Raw genomic sequence first — 18,941 nt, 5'->3', positions numbered from 1 at the left:
GCTTGAATTACTCCAAGCTTATTTTAAATAAAATTTTTTATAAGGACAGTAATAATGGATGCATGGAATAGTGTAATTTTTATGAAAAGTAACAAACCTATGTCTGCTATGAATGAAATGGCAAAATGGGATGGCGTACAAAAAATGTGGTCTACAACAGGTGAATGGGATTGGTGCATTCAATTAGATCCAAAAACATCATCTCCTGAAAAAGCTGAAGCCTTTGTTGCTCGTATGCGTGAAGGTCACTGGGCAACAGAAACCAAAACCAATTGGTGGAAAGAAGTTCCTGCAAAATAAAGAGTCAGCTCGGAGCAAAAGCTCCGAGCTTATGAAAAATTGCATTAAAAATCATCGCCCCCCCTAATTATTCAAAAATTCTCTTTAGTTTCAACAAATCCATCTAATCATCAAACTGCATTTACTTTAAAAATATTGTAAATATTTTATACTTAAAACATACAAGCAATAAGAGGGATCACAGATGGAAAATAAAAAAGGAGAAGTTGACTTTAAAGTAATTTTTGAATCGATCCCGGGTCTTTATCTTATTTTAGATAAGAATTTTACGATTATTGCGGCAAGTAATAATTATCTGCGCTCTACAATGGTTACTAGAGAACAAATTATAGGTAAGAATATATTTAAAGCATTTCCAGATAATCCAGAAGATCCCCACGCGACAGGAGAAATTAATTTACGTGCCTCATTAAATAGAGTCTTAAAAAATAAAACCCATGACACCATGGCAATTCAAAAATACGATATTCGTCTTCCGCGAGAAAAAGGAGGTGGATATGAGGAACGGTATTGGAGTCCAATTAATTTACCTGTTTTAGATGCCCGTAACCGAGTTAAATATATTATCCACCGAGTTGAAGATGTTACAGAATACATTCAATTAAAAAAATCTCGTTCTGAACAACTAAAAATTATGGAAGAACTTCGTACCCGAGCCGGAGAAATGGAAATCGAAATTTATCAACGCGCCCAGGAAATTCAGACAGTAAATAAACAATTGCAAGAGGTAAATAGTCACTTAGCCTTATTGGATCAAATGAAAACTCAATTTTTTGCAAACATTAGTCATGAATTACGCACACCGCTGATGTTAATTTTAGGACCAATCGATACATTATTACGAGATAAACCACTAACACCCTCACAAACAAAAAAATTACGCTTAATAAAAGAGAATGCTCTTCTCTTATCAAAACATGTGAATGATTTATTAGATATTGCAAAATTTGATGCAGCAAAATTAGAAATCAGTTATTACAATATTGATTTTGTGCGCCTTATTAGAAAAGTATTATCTTTATTTGAAGCAGATATTGAAGCGAAAAAATTTCAAGTTTCTTGTGATTTACCTAAAGAGCTCTTCATTCAGATTGATGGTGAAAAAATGGAGCGTGTCATCCTTAACCTGCTCTCCAATTCAATTAAATTTAATCCAATTCATGGCAAAATAAAGCTCAAATTATACAAAAAAATAATTATGCCGAATTTTGTATTGAAGATAATGGCCCTGGAATCCCTTCGCAATTTAAAGAGGCAATTTTTGAACGTTTCTTCCAAATGGAGGAAAGCTTGTATCATTCAGCAGGTACTGGTTTAGGATTAGCAATTGTAAAAGATTTTGTGGCGTTACATAAAGGTACGATTAATGTGCAGCAATCAAAATTAGGTGGTGCACTTTTTGTCATTCAAATTCCACTAAAAGCCCCGGAAAACCAACTAGTACATCCTAAACAACCCCCATTAGGAATGCTTGAAATACCTCGTTATGTAAAAAAACAACTAAAAACCAGAGTCCTGCAAACAAAAGGGGTAAAAAATGCCAACAGCCCTCTGATTTTAATAGTAGAAGATAATTTAGCAATGAATGAATTTTTATGTGACATTTTAAGTAAAGATTACCGCATTACCTGTGCTCAAGACGGTAAAGAAGGTTTAGACAAAGCGATCGAGCTGCTTCCCCATGTAATTATCAGTGATATCATGATGCCTAATATGAATGGAATCGAAATGGTTCATGCTATAAGAAAGCATTCCTCCTTGATTTCCACCCCTATTATGATTGTCACTGCGAAAGCAGATGATGATCTTCGTGTGCGCATACTCCAAGAAGGCGCCCAAGACTACATGACAAAACCTTTTTCAACTCAAGAGCTTAAAGCACGAATTGCAAATTTAATTTTAGTTAAAAATGCAGAAGATGAATTAGAGCGCTTTGTTTATTTAGCGTCTCATGATTTAAAATCACCATTACCCGCAATAGAACATCTGGTTTCATGGATTGAAGAAGATACCGAAAACCAACTGACCCCTCAGTCTCGAAAATATCTGACCTTTTTAAGGCAGCGCGCTTATCGAATGTCGAATTTATTGGATGGGCTATTAAAATATGCTCAAGCTGGGGTGATACATTCAAAAATTGAGACAATTAACTTTCCCGAATTAGTAAGTAATGTTGCTCATAAAGTAGATACTGCAAACGATTTCGATATTCATTGCGATCGATGCTCTTTTCCTATCAAAGCAGAAAAAACACCATTACAAGAAGTTCTTTATGAACTAATTGATAATAGTGTAAAACATCATCATCTTCATAAGGGGCACATTAAAGTGGGCGTTGTTGAAAAAAAACGTTACTATGAGTTTTTTGTTGCTGATGATGGGCCGGGAATAGAAAGTGCCTATCAAGATCGAATTTTTCAACTTTTTCAAACGCTGCAACCTCGTGATATTTTCGAAAGTTGCGGAGTAGGACTTAGTATCGCAAAAAAAATTGTTGAAACCCATGGCTCGAATATATGGGTCGAATCCGCCAAAGACCAAGGTGCTGTATTCCATTTTACCTGGCCCAAACGCACAGAAAATTTAAAAGGTATAGAAAAATAAATGACTTTTACGTGCAAGAAAAGGCAAAAACAACTGGTACATGAGAACGTTTGAAACAACATAAATTTTTTTCCTTTTATATCGAACTCTCATTAACTTAATGACTTTAGGCTATAATGTAGAAATTGTACCTAAATTAGACTCTAGACATGCAAAATACATCCCTGCAGAACCAATTTAAACAAGCTTATCAAGAAGTCGTTGAACTTCATGTCCAAATACAGGATTTATTTCACAAAAAATGGTTAATGAAGAGCGATTGCCTTTTTTAAGTTATTTTCATCCGAATTTTACTATAATCCAGCCCGATGGAATCTTAAGAGATTATGTATGGCTTAGCACTTGGTATCTTAATGCAGCAGGTTCGCGTCCTGAGGTAACCATTAAAATCGAACAATTTAAAGAGATCTTTTCTTGCGCGGATAATGTTATCGTGAGCTATGAAGAATTACAACGGCTCCCTGAAAACGAGCATTTGAGACGCTTATCCACTGCAATTTTTGTTCCGACGAACAATCCGAAACAACCATTGCTTTGGCGACATTTGCATGAAACTTGGATTAAGTAGCAGAAATAGCATGAGTAAAATAATAATTTTAAAAGACCATGCGCTGGCACAAGCCGATGAACTTATTACCTTATTAAAAAACAATAAGAACTTAGAAATTATAGAGTTTCAGGATTGTCTCGTTAGCGCGCTTGAAGACATTGCTCAAAAAAATAAGACCGTACTTATTGCATTGGGAAATCAATGCGAATTGGGATGGAATATATCAAACAAGATTCATGCATTTAAAGCAATAATTTTGATTCATCCCAAAGTACTTAGCAATTATTTAACGATGAGCCATCAACATCCGTGTATGATTATTCATTCTCCCCAAAATTCATTTATAACACCTCACCAATTAACTGCCATTTCACGTCCCAGACCTGATATCGCTCAATTTATTAGTTCATCACACAATATTCTAGAATATCAACAAGAAATATTTGCATTTATGCAACAATATTTACAAGCTCCTGAAGAAGCTGATCTCGCACGTATTATCCGCGACACGGATATTTTGAAAATGTTGCCCGCACCCAATCCAGGAGCCATCCGAATTCTGGAGGAGAATAAGGTTACAGTGGGAATAGTAGTACCCGATAAAAATCCTCCTTTTGAACACATCAATCCTGGATATAAAAATGAAATTCATTTCGTAGTATCGGGCACTGCTCAATTTCGGCATGGTAGTACCAACCAAAAAGTACTGGTTAATCCAGGTGATTTCGTTTATGTCAAAGCATTTGAAAAACATGAATGGACTGATTGGTCTGATGATTTTAAACTCATCTTCATGCAATGGGAGATAGAATGATCTCTATAAAACTGGATGCCATCCAGAACGCTCCTACCCCATGTCAGAATCTAAAATAGCTATCAAACAGTACAACAATCTTTTCTGGATCTAAAAAATTATTATGAACAATTTTTATAACTTTCTGATTCAAAATAGATCAACCTATGCTATTATTTGTCGTTTAAATTTTATTAAGGACATTTTAATGCCGTTTACCGATCAGTTTATTAATACTCAAAACTTGAATTCAGCTCTTAAGGTATTAGAACTTTCTTCACAGAACTTACAAGATCTATCCTCAGAAAAGATTTTAGATGAAATAAAAAAAGCTTATAAAAAAAAGGCTCTTAAAGTCCATCCTGATAAAAATCAATTGCCGAATGCAGCAGAACAATTTAAAGAACTTTCTCATGTCTATAATTTATTTGAAGACGCATACGCCCATGGCCATTTTGATTTTCTCTTTAAAACGCCAACTGCGCCACATATAAACCCAACTCCGGCGAAGAGCACTTTAAATACCGATTACAAAACCTGGCGAGATGAAGTAGTAAAAGACTACAGTGAATCACCGTCACTAAGACACGCATCACAAAATTCTTTTTTTGCTGAAAAATTATTTCATGTGTTAGAAACACAATACCCATCGGTCTTCTCAATTCCTGTTACTGAAACCTTTGCATCCATTATTGCAAAACATATTTTTCTATTTCGGCAGCACTATGGTTATGAACATGATAGAGCAACACAAGAATATCCAAATTCAGAATTGTTTCGTAACTTAGCGCATGATCTTGTACACAATGGATTTAACCTAATGCCGGAGGCTACTAATGCTTATGTTAGATTTAAAATGCAGGATATTTCGTTTAATCCTATTGCCGGCACACATGTTAATCTATTTGTTCATAATGAATTTAAAAATTGGTTTAAGAGTATTCCACTTCAAAACCCGACCCTTTGGGAAGGTGTCATTCTATTCAAAATAGACAATAATACGGTGTCGATTAACAAAGGCAAAGGAACCCCTGGAATTCAAATTAAAAAATCAAGCGAAGCTTTCGTCGCTTTCAACAACATGACTGCCGATGCCAAATCCAGTTCTGAAAGACAAGAACATCTTTTGGGATTTTTAAATTTAATAGATACGTACATCAAAACATTACAAAAAGCGAAGGGATTGGAAGGTGTTTCTATTGCGTTTAGGCCAATTGATATTCATTTCTCAGGTATCAAAGGCACACATACTCAACTATTTCCCGAACCTGAATTTGAGCAATGGTTTGCCAATCTCCCTATTAGAAAGGCAATAAAAGCGGAAGAGAATATATCTTTTTATAAAGTTGATGAGGACACTTTATCCATTAATACAGGTCCAGGAACATCTGGGATTCAGATTAAAAAAAACCAGCATGTATTCGAAGCTATGAATAATCTCACCGCAGACTCACAATACCAAACAAGGGAAAAAAGAACACAGAATTTGATTCGCTTTTTAAAACGCTTGGATACCCATGTAACTCAATTTTCTGATACAGAACAAAATATTCCCTCAAATCAGTTTGACTTGTAACCCAGAGTCATATCAGGAGTTATTGGTTCGGCTAACTAGGTGTTGCGCTTTGTGCGCGACACCCAACTTAGAATGAATAATCAGCAAACCCTAAATAGAATATAAATAATTTAAATGAAACATATTTCAACACATTGAAATACGCTCTATTTTTACTCATCGCTTGTCAAATTTCTATAGCCTCATCAGGCCAAACACCACATTGTACTTGCCCAATATGCTTCTTTTGTAAAAAAAGCATCACGAGACGAGATTGGCCAATACCACCACCAATCGTTTGGGGTAAAGCACCGGAGATTAATTTCTGATGCCAATCATAATCCAAACGATGTTGGGCACCAGTTAATGCTAATTGATATTTTAACATGGCTTCATTGACTCTAATGCCCATAGAAGAAAGTTCAAAAGCATCCTCAAGTACTGGATTCCATACTAAAATATCCCCATTTAATCCAGTTAAACCTACTTCATTCACCGAGCTCCAATCATCATAATCCGGGGCACGTACATCATGAGGTTTTCCATCGGACAAAGCACCTCCTATCCCAATTAAAAAAACTGCCCCATATTTTCTAGTAATCTCTCGTTCCCTTTCTTTTGGAGATAAATTAGGGTACAAAGCAAGCAGCTCTTCTGTATAAACAAAATGTATGTATTGGGGTAAAAATTGATTTAAACCATAAAGATCACTAACAGCTTTTTCTGTTTCTTTGATTGCATCATAAAGTTCAATGACTGTCTTTTTCAAATAACTTAAACAGCGATCCTGATCGTCTATAACTCGCTCCCAATCCCATTGATCGACAAAAACAGAATGGGTAGCGCTTAGTACTTCTTCATCAGGTCTTAAAGCACGCATATGAGTATAAATACCATCTCCAGCTTGAAAGTCACGTTCGCCTAGTAACTTTCTTTTCCATTTTGCCAGTGAATGGACAACCTCATACTTACGATCAGGTATGGCTTTAACTCTCACGGAAACAGCTTGTTCTGTGCCGGATAAGTTATCTTGTACCCCATCACCCACACATGCTAATAATGGACCTTGTACCTCAACGAGACCTAATTTTTGTTCTAATTCACGTGAAAAAAAAGTTTTAACAAAGCTTATTTGCTTTTGTTTTTCAATAAAGGACTGCTTCATAATACTACCTCAGATATAATTGAATGTTATATTATATTGAATTTTTCCATTATTTTTATTATTAAATTAAAATAAACATAGATATTAAATATAAAATTCAATAAAATTACATTTTTATTAAAAAATATTTAAAAAATCACAATGAAAGACCTAGAAAATTATCAGATCGACAATCTTGATAAAAAAATACTCCATGCCTTAATGAAAAATGCGCGCACCGCTTATGCAGAATTAGCCAAGGCATATGCTGTAAGCCCTGCTACGATTCATGTACGGGTAGAAAAAATGCGACAGGCGGGTATTATTGAAGGGGTGCATGTACATATTAATCCCAAACGATTAGGGTATGATGTTTGTTGTTTTATAGGTATAACGCTTAATCATGCAAAAGATTACCAATCTGCGCTTAAAAAATTAGAAGATCTAGAAGAGGTTATTGAAGCTTATTATACTATTGGTCATCATTTTAATATCTTTATTAAAGTGATGTGTCAATCAATTGATGCGTTACAACAGCTCTTGGTGAATAAAATTCAACTTATTGAGGAAATACATTCGACGGAAACACTGATTTCATTGCAAAATCCTATCATGCGCTCAGTAACTCCTTGAGCGTAACTACATCTATCTTTCTCTTCCAACTTTACCTGTCAATCAAATGAAAGTAACCAGGTCAAACCTGGTTTCTGGTATACATCATTTATAAGCTTACATAGGGATAAGTCGTTGAAAGAGATTCTTTCGCAGTAAGACTTAAAGAGTTTTTAAAGAAAGTCAGGTGAACTTTATTTTCTAACTGTATTTTCTTTTCATATAAAATTGAATCCACAACGTGTTGTTCTTCTGTGGATAATTTATCGGAAAATAATAACAACTCTCCCTGTGCATCTGGACAAATATTTGCATCAGATAACAAATCATTGAGGTGATTTAATTGTTTATTTCCCACAGCAGGATCTAAGAAACGCATTTTACGTGCCAGCTTACTTAACAGGATTAATTTATAAATCTGCGGAATATTTTTTTCATCGTGCACGAGCGTATAAAGTTCTCGAAGCTTTTGTAGATACATCACTAAGGTATCTGTTTCATGCTTATTCCCAAGAGAATACTTAAGAGCCATATAAGCATATAAATAAAAAATAAAGCTCTTCGTTTTAGGATGAATTTCAATTGCATCTTTGTACGATCCAAAAACTAATTTTTTTCCATGGGTTGTTTTGACACTCGCGTAATAATTGCTTTCCGGGATCATCAAAAGCTTTATTGTATCATCCTTAAGCAACTGTTTAGCTACTGCTCCGCTGGCTTCAGTATAATGATCTTCATGGAGCATTTTTTTCAATAAATTCAAACGTTGCTCACGCCCTGCACTATCATTTTTCCCAAATCCAAAGCTAATTCGTGTTCCAAATGATGTTGTTCGCAGCAAAAAGCAATGATTGATTTCATTTTGATCTTCAATAATTAGGATACAATTATACTTCACGGGAATATCTTGGGGAGCAACACCTCTTTGAAACTCTTCAAAAGTGAGTAACTGACCACCAATTGGTTTATAAGTGTCGAGATATAAATTATAGAGGTGAGCGATTTCATGCTCTTCAAGGCTATTGATTATGCGTTCGCCCGTTTGGGAAATTTTTTTAATAACTAACATTATTTATCACTTTTATACGTGTTTGAACTTTTACTAGATGACGAATTGAATATGCTCCACGGTTTTGAATTAAAACAGAACATCATGCATATTTCTAATAAATCACTAACCTTGATCTTTAAACTCTTGATGTCATTTTTATAAAAAATAAGTCCATTTTAGAGTCTACTTGATATTTGAATGAGTATTCTAAATGAAAAATAATAAAAAAAAGCCTATTATTAAAAATAAGCGTAAACTCATTAAAGCTCTAGACCCTCCCTCCTAGATCATGCAGCGCCAACGTATAAAGCGTCGGACGTATGAACGCTACGAGAACAACGCTGGAATTTTAAAAAAAGCCACACGAGAAATTGGTATAAGAATATTAAAGTACAAAGAAATTTAAGAAACAAGAATAACTAAATTGCAAGTAGCGATAAAAAATTGATTTATAACCTTGGAGATTTAATATCGCTACAATTGTATTGTATCACTCGAAACTTAACTAATTATTAATAGCTTTTACTTTTTCATAGACTGAAAATCATTGCATGATGCACTTGTATTGCCTTGCAATATCGCTGCCAAAATTTGAAGTTGTGGACGCGATAAAGTATCGAATCCATTTAAATTGGCCACTGAAGGCCATAATTCAATCGATTGTGCAGAATATTGAGCTCCGGTTTTGAAAACATAACACAAATTATCATTTTTGTCGGCTGCCAATACAGAGGGAGAAACCGTTTGAAAATCAGCATATGCCCCATTGACAACGAAGCTCAATATGTTTTGATATATTTGCTGCAAATTACTATTCATGGACGATGCTTGATTTAAACCCTGATTACTGAGAATACATGCCCCATTTCCAGCGCATTGTTGCATCACACTGTACGAGAAAGTGAAGTTAGGTTTTGAACTCTCCGTTTGCATAGGAAAAAATGGACTAATAGGAAAATCAAGCCAAGTGCTCTTCCAGGCAGCATAATGTAGATTTATAGCATTTGACAAACAATTTTGTTGGGCAAGATCTGTATAACCTGCACTGATTAACGCATTTTGCGCATTGGGATCAGCCCATGAAATAAAGGGTTCATCTGTAGAGGAAGCGCAAGAGGTAACACTGATTTCGCGTATCAATGGCTCTTCATCATAAGTATAACCGTTTATATCAGTTGCATTAGCTAAAGCTGATAAAAAGCTTGTCCAATTATCTAAATAATCCTCCTCCCACCAGTGGCCCACTGTGCCCTTCTGAGTTACATTACCTTTTTGAGCGACAATATTTATAGGCGCATTTCCATTTAAACTTTTTACCCAGGCCGGAGCAGCAAATCCCGCCCAAACCCTCAATTTAGCAGTAATTTTTGCATTGGGATTGGCTTGATTGTATGAATTAATGGCGCTAAGTGCTTGATCAATACTTGTTGTATCAAGCGTAATACTGCCGTTTCCATCAGGCGGATTAGGTTGCAATTGTGCCCATGTCACATTAATTACAGTACCACCAAAAAGTTGTACCGTATTGGGCAGCGTTAACTTATCTAAAGAATTATTCGGAGAAGGAGGATCAATACTGTCCTGCTTATTATAAAAAGTAATATCACCCATATTCACTAAACCGTGTACCGGGGAGTTATTGGGTGAATTAGCAGCAAAAGATTGGTTTGCAAGAGTTAACGTTAATATCGTTGATAAAGTTGTTGTTTTAAAGAAATTCATAAAGGCCACTTATTATAAAACAGATGAAGACTCATTTTGAGGTAATACGAATAAGCTATTTTATATGTAATGTTTCTGAATCACTAGTCAAAAATAGAACTCTTATGATACCGGCGAATTTAAAAATGATGCACTTTTTTATATAAGTCTTGATATAATCCATATACTGACCTGTAAAATAATTCTAACGATGATACATCCTACATCTGAATCATTAATGGCAAAGCGTTTTATGGTAATTGGCGTTTTATCTGCAATGTTTGCCACAATTTTTGGAGCTTTTGCTGCTCATGCTTTAAAGACAAAATTTAGTGCTTATCAAATGGGTATTTTTCAAACTGGAGTTTTTTATCAATTTATCCATAGCTTGGCTTTATTATGTGCAGGCATGATTCTTTGTCAATTCAATTCACAAATCATAAGAGTGTCAGGGTGGTTATTTTTTGCCGGTATTTTGTTCTTTTCGGGTAGCTTATACGTCCTGAGTTTGACAAAAATAAAAATCATTGGAATGATTACTCCCATCGGTGGAGCATGTTTTATCGCGGCTTGGCTATTGCTGGCTGTAGGAATATACAAAACCAATTAAGGGATAGCTCCTCTATCAAATAATACGGTCAGAACCGAATGATCTTTATAAATCGATTCTGACTTTACTAATATTATAAGAGCACGCAGGTTAATGAAGAAGCTTTTTCTTGCTCATCATTTTGATGTTCTCTATTTATTTCATCTAAGAAAATCTTACCCCCTCTTTTTAGATTCAATTTAGAGCCTGCGAGTTTAGGAACAGCTTGAGATGAGCTCACTGAAGTTTCAAGCATTTCAATACCCAAGTTTAAGTAATAAACTGTTCGAATCTCACTATTCACAAACCCTTGCACATTCCGTTGGTAATATTCAAGTGGCGTTTCTTCCATAGTGGAAGCGCTAAAAAAAGAGCTTGAGGTTATTTTATTCAATTCGACATTACGATTTTTGAAAAGTGCTTTCATCGTGTTGGTAAAAAATGGGATGCATGATGCATTATCATTAAAACTACGGTAAAACGGGCAGGCAAAGCCCTCTTCTCCAATTTGAAAAAATATTTTTCCATCTACTTTTTTACAAAAATCTTTACTGGCATAAAGAGATAAGGTAATCGTAGAAATTTTTAAAGTATCCTCTTCAATGATTTCATCAGCAAGATGTCTTCTTCCTTTTAAATAAGTGGCTATGGTTTCATATAAATCAGAGGGAATTTTATCCTTGTCGATAAGAGTATATGGCGTTTTAAAGGTTGCCCCTTTCATCGCCTGATAGGTAGATTCATCAATGAAAATTCTTAATGAAATGGGTGTTTGCCCCTCTTTTAAATGCCCCACATATTCGGAAACCAGGTGTTTAGTATGAGCAAGTACTCCTGGAAGTTCGGTAACTTTATTGAGTGCGCGTGTCGTACCAGAGGCTTTGTATTTCACTTCAACTGCATAACGCAAAGGCTCATTAATCTGATTTTCCCCATTAAAAACTTGAGGATGAATAATCCCTCTTAATCCACCACTCCCGACAAAATAATCCGTTTCAGGATATTGTTTTTTTAACTCATTCAAGTCGTTCACTTCTTGGTATTGAATTTTAATCCCAATTGATGTGGCATATTCCCTAAGTTTTTTTTCCAAATCACTAATTGTGACTTTAGAATGGATACTCTCTAATATCTCTCCAAAGCCATTACTCTTATCCATTCCAGCAAAAGAACTTTGTTCCACATACATAGCGTGATTACGTATAGGAATCTCATATTTTTCAAACATTAGGATTTCTTTTTCTGGGAATTGCAGTTTTAATTGTATGGCACCTAAAAGGCCAATAGGGCCTGCGCCAATAAAAATTACATCAGTCATAATCTATTGATAACATATAAAAAAACAGGAGGGTATAATATCAGGTAACATTATATTTGCATCTGATTTTTAAAGACAAAATCATTGCTATTAAATACAGTATGACAGACTCTTTACTCACCCATCAACAAATAGATAATGAGCATATTGCAATTTAAAATGTATAAATTATAGTGCAAAGAATTTTTAAGTTTTACTCAACGAGGGTAGATGAGTAAGCATGACTGACCTAGTTGCTTTTTTGCCAAAATACCGAGAAAACCCTCATTGTAATTAGCGGATTTATTATGCATTTTTTAAACAGTTATACGTTCAAGTTATTCTAGGAGTTTTCATCGGTATTCTTTTAGGTATTGTTGCTCCCACACTAGCGGTCTCATTTAAACCCTTTGCTGATTTATTCATAAAACTAATAAAAATGATGATAACACCCATCATTTTCCTAACACTTGTTTCCGGTATTGCTGCAATGAGTGATTTAAAGACCGTTGGTAAAATTGGCGGTATTGCACTGATTTATTTTTTAATAACAACCATTTGCGCCCTAGCATTGGGGCTGGTAGTAGCAAATATAGTTAAGCCAGGCGCAGGAATGAATATAGATCCCTCTTCTTTAAATATCTCCGAAGCACAATCTTACCTGGGTAAAACAGAACAGATAAATAATGTCCAGGATTTTGTTCTGAACATTGTTCCTGAAACCTTTTTTAGTGCCTTTGTCTCTGGGGAAATTCTGCAAGTGTTGTTTGTTGCAATCATTTTTGCGTTAGGATTGATGTCATATGGAAGTAAAGGAAAATTTATTCTGGAAGGATTCGAACACTTGACCAAAATATTTTTTAATATCATTCATGCGATGATGCATTATGCTCCTATAGCAGCTTTTGCTGCTATGGCCTACACCGTAGGTCAATATGGCGCCCATTCTTTACTGGGATTGACCGAATTGTTGCTTTGCTTTTACTTAACGTGCATTGCATTTATACTTGTCTTGCTGGGCAGCGTCCTCTATTTTGTTTTAGGTTTAAATGTCTTCAAAGTAATCCAGTATTTTAAAACCGAAATTTTTATCGTTTTTGCAACCTCTTCTTCTGAAACAGTAATGCCAAACTTACTGGAAAAATTAACTGAATTAGGTTGTGATAAATCAGTAGTGGATCTGGTGATCCCTACAGGTTACTCTTTTAATTTAGATGGAACGGCGATTTATCTTACTCTTGCAGCTTTATTTATTGCACAAGCAACCAACTCAAATTTACCCCTTGATCAGCAAATTTTTTATTAATGATTATGATTATCAGTTCCAAAGGAGCGGCAGGTGTTACAGGCAGTGGTTTTATTATATTGGCCAGCTCTTTAGCCGCTGTAGGAACCATTCCTGTCGCCGGCGTAGTTATAATTCTTGGGGTGGATCGTTTTATGTCGGGAGGACGATCTTTAACTAATATGATTGGCAACGCCATTGCTGCATTGATTATTTCAAAATGGCAAAAAGCGATTAATATGAAAAAAGTTCATGAAAAACTCTAGAAAAATGGCTTTACATCAGGTAGGCAGTTCCCCCCATTGCCTACAGGAACTATTATTCACACTGGTTATGAAGCAAAATAGAAGATAATTTTGTAATATGTTCTTTTCCTGGTAAAAACTCAATGCCCCATAATGAATATAATGGCCTATTACCTAGAGTATAGCGCCCATCAGCAAGAATTAGGGGGGATTGCTGGGCAATAACTACGTAATTGTCACTAAACCACGAAAATACAGCTAAATCATATTGTTGCTCTGGTGTAAAACGTGCACGACTGAGGTTAGAAAAAAGTGGAATTTGTGCCACAGACATGATAGAACTTCTCTTTAAAATGGGTGTGTGAACCTCTTTAATAATGAGGCATTGGTGATTCTTTGCAATGACACGCCAATAAAAGGAACTTGCTAACGCAGGCATTGCACGAATGCGTGTTAAGCGTAGTTTTTGCTGAGTAGCAAATGCTTGTATGCTTTGAAGTGCGCGGTGATGTTGGATGCTATTAAAGAGCAAGAGCATGCTTGCAAATAGCAAACCTAACATAACCCCCTTTTGATCTTGATGGATAATAGTCCACGTAAGACCTAATATTAAAGGGATAGTAAACAGGGGATCAACAATAGCAATGATATCCCAACTAATCCGTTTATCACTCATTGGCCATAGTAACATAGTCCCATAAGAAGTGAGTGCATCGAGAAGTCCGTGGGTAGCATAACCCACTAAAGCGGTACATAAAGTAACCTTCCAACATGCCCTGTAACGGGAAAAACACAAAAAGAATAGAGCTACCAATATTCCACCCACAGGGATAAACAAGAGTGAATGCGTAAAATTACGGTGCCACAATTCTAAACTCATAGGATCATTTTTAAAATGAATAAAAATATCCAAATCGGGTGCCATAGCCGCTAATGCACCGACCTCCCACGGAATATGCTTTTTATATTTTCCAAAAAGTGCTTGTGCGCAGGAAGCACCTAGTGCTGCATGAGTAACAGGATCCATACCTTATCTCGCCAAATAAATTAAAGTCTACTTATTTCAAAAAATCCTACCTTTGTTCCGCGAGACATGCATTGCTAAATATTTAATAACAAAAATCAGGCACCATCTTAGTGTTGGTGCATGAAGAGCGTACGGCTTTTAGATTACTGGGATGGGGTTGGTTTTGTAGCCAGCGAATTCTCAGTACAATTATCAGCAACTTTATCGATGCCCGCTTCATATTCTTTATCAGTCATATTATCTGATTGTTTAATAAGATCCATCAGTTGTGGTTGGGCGCACTGGCAATAAGCATTAATTAATTTCTTATCATCATCTGTTTGTTCTGGTAAAACAACGCTCCATCTATCGAGACAATAATCATTAATGTCACTCTCTTTGGCTTTACTTAAAGTAATTTCATCTTCTAGGGAGTCCATCGCATCATGCAATAGAGTTCTTGACATGCAGCGCTGAATGGCCTTTTTGACCGCAGTTTCATTATCCAAGGGTTGTTTTGCCGCACAACTGCAATATTTTTCACCAAAATTTTTATAATCTACTTTATCTTTAGCCTTACCAGCATTTTTCATCCAAGCATCTGTACATATAGTTTGGAAATCTCCACTTTGTTGTTGCGTATCTGCATATACAGTAAGAGAAAAAAGCATTGTAAGAACAATAGCTGGTCTTTTTAACGAGGAAAAAGTCATTGTATATCACTCCTTTGATTGAAAATGGTGTCTTCCCTAATTGAGGATAGCGTATGAATTATAGGTAATCTACTATTTTATCGTCCCTATCAAAATGGAACCGCTACCCTTTTCTTTGGGCATAATAATAAATTCCAATAAGAACAAACCATAGCAAACCAGCTAATAATATTTTTCTACCCTCAGGGCTAAACAATAGACCTATAAAAATGGCAAGAATCAATAGGAGGGCAAGATAATAAGTGTAAGGATAAAATGGGGCCTTCCATTTCAACACGTCAGTTTTATCGGAGACAATCGATTTTCTGATAATAGGTTGACTGAGTATAATCATTAGCCACGAAAATAAAAATCCGAAACCCGATAAACTAGCGAGCCATGCATAAGCATTTGATGAATACAATGACATTAATGCTCCTAAATAAAGTACAGAGCTGCTTAATGCAACGGCATAAACAGGTGTTTTTCTGTGCGGATGAATGTAGGTAAAAAATTTGGGAAAATAACCCTCGCGGGCTAATGATAAAAACATACGGGAAGTGGCATAAATTCCAGCATCGATGCAAGATAATGCTGCTATTAACACCACAAAATTCATTATGTTTCCCAATACCAGTCCATATTGTTTTCCACCTAATAGGGTTATTGCATCCACAAAAGGGCTGGAGCTTAAGCCAGCTTGTTGCCATGGCAAAATCATAATTAATACGGCAGTTGAAACCAGATAAAGAATAATGATTCGCAAGGTTATTCCTTTAATTACTTTGGGTATATCTTTTTCAACATTTAAACTTTCTTCAGCTGCCGTGCCCAGTGATTCGACACCACCATAGGCAAAAATTACTAACAATGCGGCACTGATAATACCGTTTAGGCCGTGAGGTGCAAATTGAGATACAGTGAAGGGTTTTAAATCGTGATGCATGGGGACTCCTAATGCAAGAAGTCCAAGAATAATAAATCCTAATAATGCGATAATCTTAATTAAACTGAGCCAAAACTCTATTTCACCAAAAAAATGGGCGCTGATCATATTGATGATCATCATCGTGGTAGCAATTAGAAAACAAAATTTCCAAATCGCAATTGTTGGAAACCAAAGGTGTAAAAAAGTTCCTGCGGCAATCGCCTCTGAAGCAGGACCTATCAAAAACGCGAGCCAATAAGTTAAACCCGTTAGAAAACCCATTAAAGGATTAAAAGCCATTCTGGCATAAACCTGGAAGGACCCAGAAACAGGTATCGCAACAACCATTTCGGCCAAAAGCATGGTTACCAACAATGCAATAACTCCACCGACGAAATAATCAATTAAAACGGCAGGGCCTGCTAACTCAATAGCGCCACCAGCTCCAAGAAAATAGCCAGCACCAATAACACCACCTACCGACATCATCATTAAATGTCTGGCTTTAAAACTCCGTTTTAATTTATTTTTTACCATAATGTTTTATTCGTTGTAAGTAAGGCTCAACCTTCTTCGTTATATTAAAACACCCCTCTCGGGTTTGCCAAAGCAATTAATGTTGTATGCAAATAGTCGCAGTAATCTTATTTCGGAGGTAGATAACAATAATGAACACCCAAGTATATAAATCCGAGGTACCTATTCCGTAGAAGCATTATGCATTCTCCCTTTTCCTATTTCCTTAAGATTAATTTAAATATTTTTCTTTAGTATTAACTTTTAAGTTATAAAAAATAGGATCAATAGTATGAAATTTAAAGACATAACCTCAGAAGAGTTAATAAAAAAGATAAACGCATTAAAAGAAGGTGCTGAGTGTCATCCCATGTGGGGCACTATTTTTTTAACCATCACACCAAATCAAAATAAGGTACTTCCCTTAGAAAGAGAATATAAACCACAGCATGATTTCGCAGGAAGAATCTCACAGTATTACCAAAACCAGCGTAATAATAAAAATTTCGTGCAAAAAGCTGAGGAAAAGCTCCGCCAAAATAATTTCTATGGCCAGTATTATAATAACAACGAAGCCTCTTTAAAGTCACACCTCAATTTGAATAATATAGGTGAGTTAGATGAAAAAATTGTATTAGGATTAATTAAACTCTTAATTGACGAAGCTGAATCAAACCAAAATGGAGCAAAATTTTTTTTTAAAATTATTCAACCCTCTTATAATACTCATGATCGATTTAAAAATACGGATCAAATCACCATTTATTTTGATAAATACTCATCATTATCGGATATCGTAAGGCTATCCCAAAAGATAGAATCGTATTTAAGTAGTAAAATTCCTGAGAATACAATTAAACTTGGCCCCAAGGACAGTTTTGGTTTTAATTCTTTTGTTTCAGCACGATTTGATACCAATAAACTGCTTGCAGAATACTGTGAATATCCTTTTTTTGACCTGGAGCTTAAAAAGTTTTTCGATCGCTACAGCATAGATGAACTTAATCATATTCCCATTGGTGCCCTTGAAGCGGTTTTCAATAAAATCATTACTTCAGAACAAATTACAAATCTTGGCAATAGAGAGCACAAGGCGCTAAGTGAACAAGATAGTCAATTTGTGCAAACAGAATTTGATATAATGGTTCATAATCCCAAAAACTATCTAGACTCTGTAGAGGAAAATAATTTAGTAAAAGAAGAACAAAAAAGAGAAATAGAGCAAATTAACGAAATAAAACAAACAATTTATAAGTTCAATTTTGATTTTAATTCCTGTAATACCGCAGAAGAAATTAATGAAAAATTAGAAGAAAAAACAGACGAATTGGAAAACCATGCCAAGTCACTTTTAAATTTACAAAAAACAGTAGATTCAACTATTTATGATACCATTCTACAGGTAATAGCGCAAAAAAACCTACACCTTCTAGAAGCAGCCCAAGCTTCTTTAAGAAATCTGGGCTCCCCTACACTCCCTATAAGTGTGCAAGAAAGCGAACACCTTCTAAATAAGCCAAGTTTAAATCCCCATGCTGTTAAAAAATTTGAGCAAGTATTAAAAAAGATTAAAGACAAAGCCGATGAATTAACCGATTTAACTTCTCTTGGTCTAGCAAAAAAACAAGTTGCCTTATCACTTTATACCGAGCTAAGTCATGAATTCCAACAATATAAATCTGGTGGAACAAACTTTGAAACTTTTAAAAATAACTGCGACAACTATATAAAGGATGCTCGACCCACTTTAGAAATACATCGTGATGGAGGCTGGAAAGAGTTATTCGTGAATATCCTAAAGACTATTGCAAGCCTGGGAACTATCCCTTTATATAATTATTGTAGCAGCCAGGGAACCTATTTTTTCTCCCCGGTTAAAACTGATTCGATTAATAGGGTAGAAAAAGTGGAGAGTGCAATTAACGATTTCCAGGAAAAAGCGGATCAACCACCACTATGTTGATTTTAAATTTATTTTCTATTTATTGGGTCTGTTAATATTTGACTCCTTTTCTGATTCATATATTGGGTAACAGCAGAATATTTATCAGAGAGGAGTCGATCTGGTATTAA

The 18,941-nt window shown here is 35.3% G+C and carries 18 protein-coding genes; 11 read left to right on the top strand and 7 right to left on the bottom strand.

The annotated features are described in order from the left end of the window. The first annotated feature begins 54 nt into the window (after window positions 1–54). The 6 genes from EL220_RS03410 (at window position 55) to EL220_RS03390 (ending at window position 5,823) form a co-directional block, all read left to right on the top strand. Window positions 55–300, top strand: coding sequence for a hypothetical protein (locus tag EL220_RS03410; RefSeq protein ID WP_027271467.1), 246 nt, complete (start codon window positions 55–57; stop codon window positions 298–300). A 184-nt stretch (window positions 301–484) separates the two neighbouring features. Then, entirely contained in the window at window positions 485–1,618 is a 1,134-nt protein-coding gene (locus EL220_RS18530) for a histidine kinase dimerization/phospho-acceptor domain-containing protein (protein WP_232002595.1), read from the top strand. Next, window positions 1,513–2,904: an ATP-binding protein gene (locus tag EL220_RS18525; RefSeq protein WP_331852663.1), complete on the top strand. Its 1,392-nt coding sequence runs from the start codon at window positions 1,513–1,515 to the stop codon at window positions 2,902–2,904. The genes EL220_RS18530 and EL220_RS18525 overlap by 106 nt, the downstream gene beginning before the upstream one ends. Window positions 2,905–3,145: 241 nt before the next feature. After that, window positions 3,146–3,472, top strand: a complete 327-nt coding sequence (locus EL220_RS03400) for a hypothetical protein (protein WP_232002594.1) — start codon at window positions 3,146–3,148, stop codon at window positions 3,470–3,472. 10 nt (window positions 3,473–3,482) lie between these two features. After that, complete coding sequence (locus EL220_RS03395; RefSeq protein WP_027271464.1) at window positions 3,483–4,268, top strand: cupin domain-containing protein; 786 nt, start codon at window positions 3,483–3,485, stop codon at window positions 4,266–4,268. A 187-nt stretch (window positions 4,269–4,455) separates the two neighbouring features. Next, a complete protein-coding gene (locus tag EL220_RS03390) occupies window positions 4,456–5,823 on the top strand; it encodes a DnaJ domain-containing protein (protein ID WP_027271463.1) in 1,368 nt (455 codons plus the stop codon). A gap of 166 nt (window positions 5,824–5,989) precedes the next feature. Here the strand turns inward: EL220_RS03390 and asnA are convergent, their stop codons facing one another. Next, complete coding sequence (gene asnA, locus EL220_RS03385; protein WP_027271462.1) at window positions 5,990–6,967, bottom strand: aspartate--ammonia ligase; 978 nt, start codon at window positions 6,965–6,967, stop codon at window positions 5,990–5,992. Window positions 6,968–7,108: 141 nt separating this feature from the next. Here asnA and asnC point away from each other — a divergent pair, with 141 nt between their 5' ends. After that, the gene (asnC, locus tag EL220_RS03380) at window positions 7,109–7,579 is read left to right on the top strand and encodes a transcriptional regulator AsnC (RefSeq protein ID WP_027271461.1); all 471 of its coding nucleotides are present in this window, start codon (window positions 7,109–7,111) and stop codon (window positions 7,577–7,579) included. Window positions 7,580–7,667: 88 nt separating this feature from the next. Here the strand turns inward: asnC and EL220_RS03375 are convergent, their stop codons facing one another. Then, entirely contained in the window at window positions 7,668–8,627 is a 960-nt protein-coding gene (locus tag EL220_RS03375) for a hypothetical protein (protein ID WP_027271460.1), read from the bottom strand. 504 nt (window positions 8,628–9,131) lie between these two features. After that, complete coding sequence (locus EL220_RS03370) at window positions 9,132–10,331, bottom strand: hypothetical protein (RefSeq protein ID WP_232002593.1); 1,200 nt, start codon at window positions 10,329–10,331, stop codon at window positions 9,132–9,134. A gap of 190 nt (window positions 10,332–10,521) precedes the next feature. Between EL220_RS03370 and EL220_RS03365 the strand changes: the two genes are divergently transcribed. Beyond that, complete coding sequence (locus tag EL220_RS03365; protein WP_027271458.1) at window positions 10,522–10,920, top strand: DUF423 domain-containing protein; 399 nt, start codon at window positions 10,522–10,524, stop codon at window positions 10,918–10,920. Window positions 10,921–10,993: 73 nt separating this feature from the next. Here the strand turns inward: EL220_RS03365 and EL220_RS18520 are convergent, their stop codons facing one another. Further along, window positions 10,994–12,217 (bottom strand): hypothetical protein, encoded by a 1,224-nt coding sequence (locus tag EL220_RS18520; protein WP_232002592.1) that lies wholly within the window; start codon window positions 12,215–12,217, stop codon window positions 10,994–10,996. 280 nt (window positions 12,218–12,497) lie between these two features. On the opposite strand from EL220_RS18520, the gene EL220_RS03350 reads away from it, so the two are divergent. Together EL220_RS03350 and EL220_RS19480 are read left to right on the top strand one after the other, a co-directional pair. Beyond that, window positions 12,498–13,502, top strand: a complete 1,005-nt coding sequence (locus EL220_RS03350; protein ID WP_331852662.1) for a cation:dicarboxylate symporter family transporter — start codon at window positions 12,498–12,500, stop codon at window positions 13,500–13,502. Between the two features lie 5 nt (window positions 13,503–13,507). After that, window positions 13,508–13,747, top strand: coding sequence for a cation:dicarboxylate symporter family transporter (locus tag EL220_RS19480; protein WP_269471002.1), 240 nt, complete (start codon window positions 13,508–13,510; stop codon window positions 13,745–13,747). 52 nt (window positions 13,748–13,799) lie between these two features. Here EL220_RS19480 and EL220_RS03345 read toward each other — a convergent pair whose 3' ends face one another. The 3 genes from EL220_RS03345 to EL220_RS03335 all read right to left on the bottom strand — a co-directional run bounded on the left by EL220_RS03345 (window position 13,800) and on the right by EL220_RS03335 (window position 16,889). After that, window positions 13,800–14,753 carry a metal-dependent hydrolase gene (locus tag EL220_RS03345; protein WP_027271455.1) on the bottom strand — a complete coding sequence of 318 codons (954 nt, stop codon included), beginning with the start codon at window positions 14,751–14,753 and terminating at the stop codon, window positions 13,800–13,802. Window positions 14,754–14,896: 143 nt separating this feature from the next. After that, the gene (locus EL220_RS03340; protein ID WP_027271454.1) at window positions 14,897–15,445 is read right to left on the bottom strand and encodes a hypothetical protein; all 549 of its coding nucleotides are present in this window, start codon (window positions 15,443–15,445) and stop codon (window positions 14,897–14,899) included. A gap of 103 nt (window positions 15,446–15,548) precedes the next feature. Next, on the bottom strand, window positions 15,549–16,889 hold the full coding sequence (locus EL220_RS03335; protein WP_035906177.1) for an amino acid permease: 1,341 nt from the start codon (window positions 16,887–16,889) through the stop codon (window positions 15,549–15,551). 271 nt (window positions 16,890–17,160) lie between these two features. Here EL220_RS03335 and EL220_RS03330 point away from each other — a divergent pair, with 271 nt between their 5' ends. Next, window positions 17,161–18,831, top strand: a complete 1,671-nt coding sequence (locus EL220_RS03330) for a hypothetical protein (RefSeq protein ID WP_027271452.1) — start codon at window positions 17,161–17,163, stop codon at window positions 18,829–18,831. Window positions 18,832–18,941 lie beyond the last annotated feature (110 nt).

Origin of the sequence: Legionella sainthelensi, from assembly GCF_900637685.1 — a bacterium.
GTDB lineage: Bacteria > Pseudomonadota > Gammaproteobacteria > Legionellales > Legionellaceae > Legionella > Legionella sainthelensi.
The sequence above is the reverse complement of the archived record's forward strand: the minus strand, read 5'-3'. Positions and strand labels throughout refer to the sequence as shown.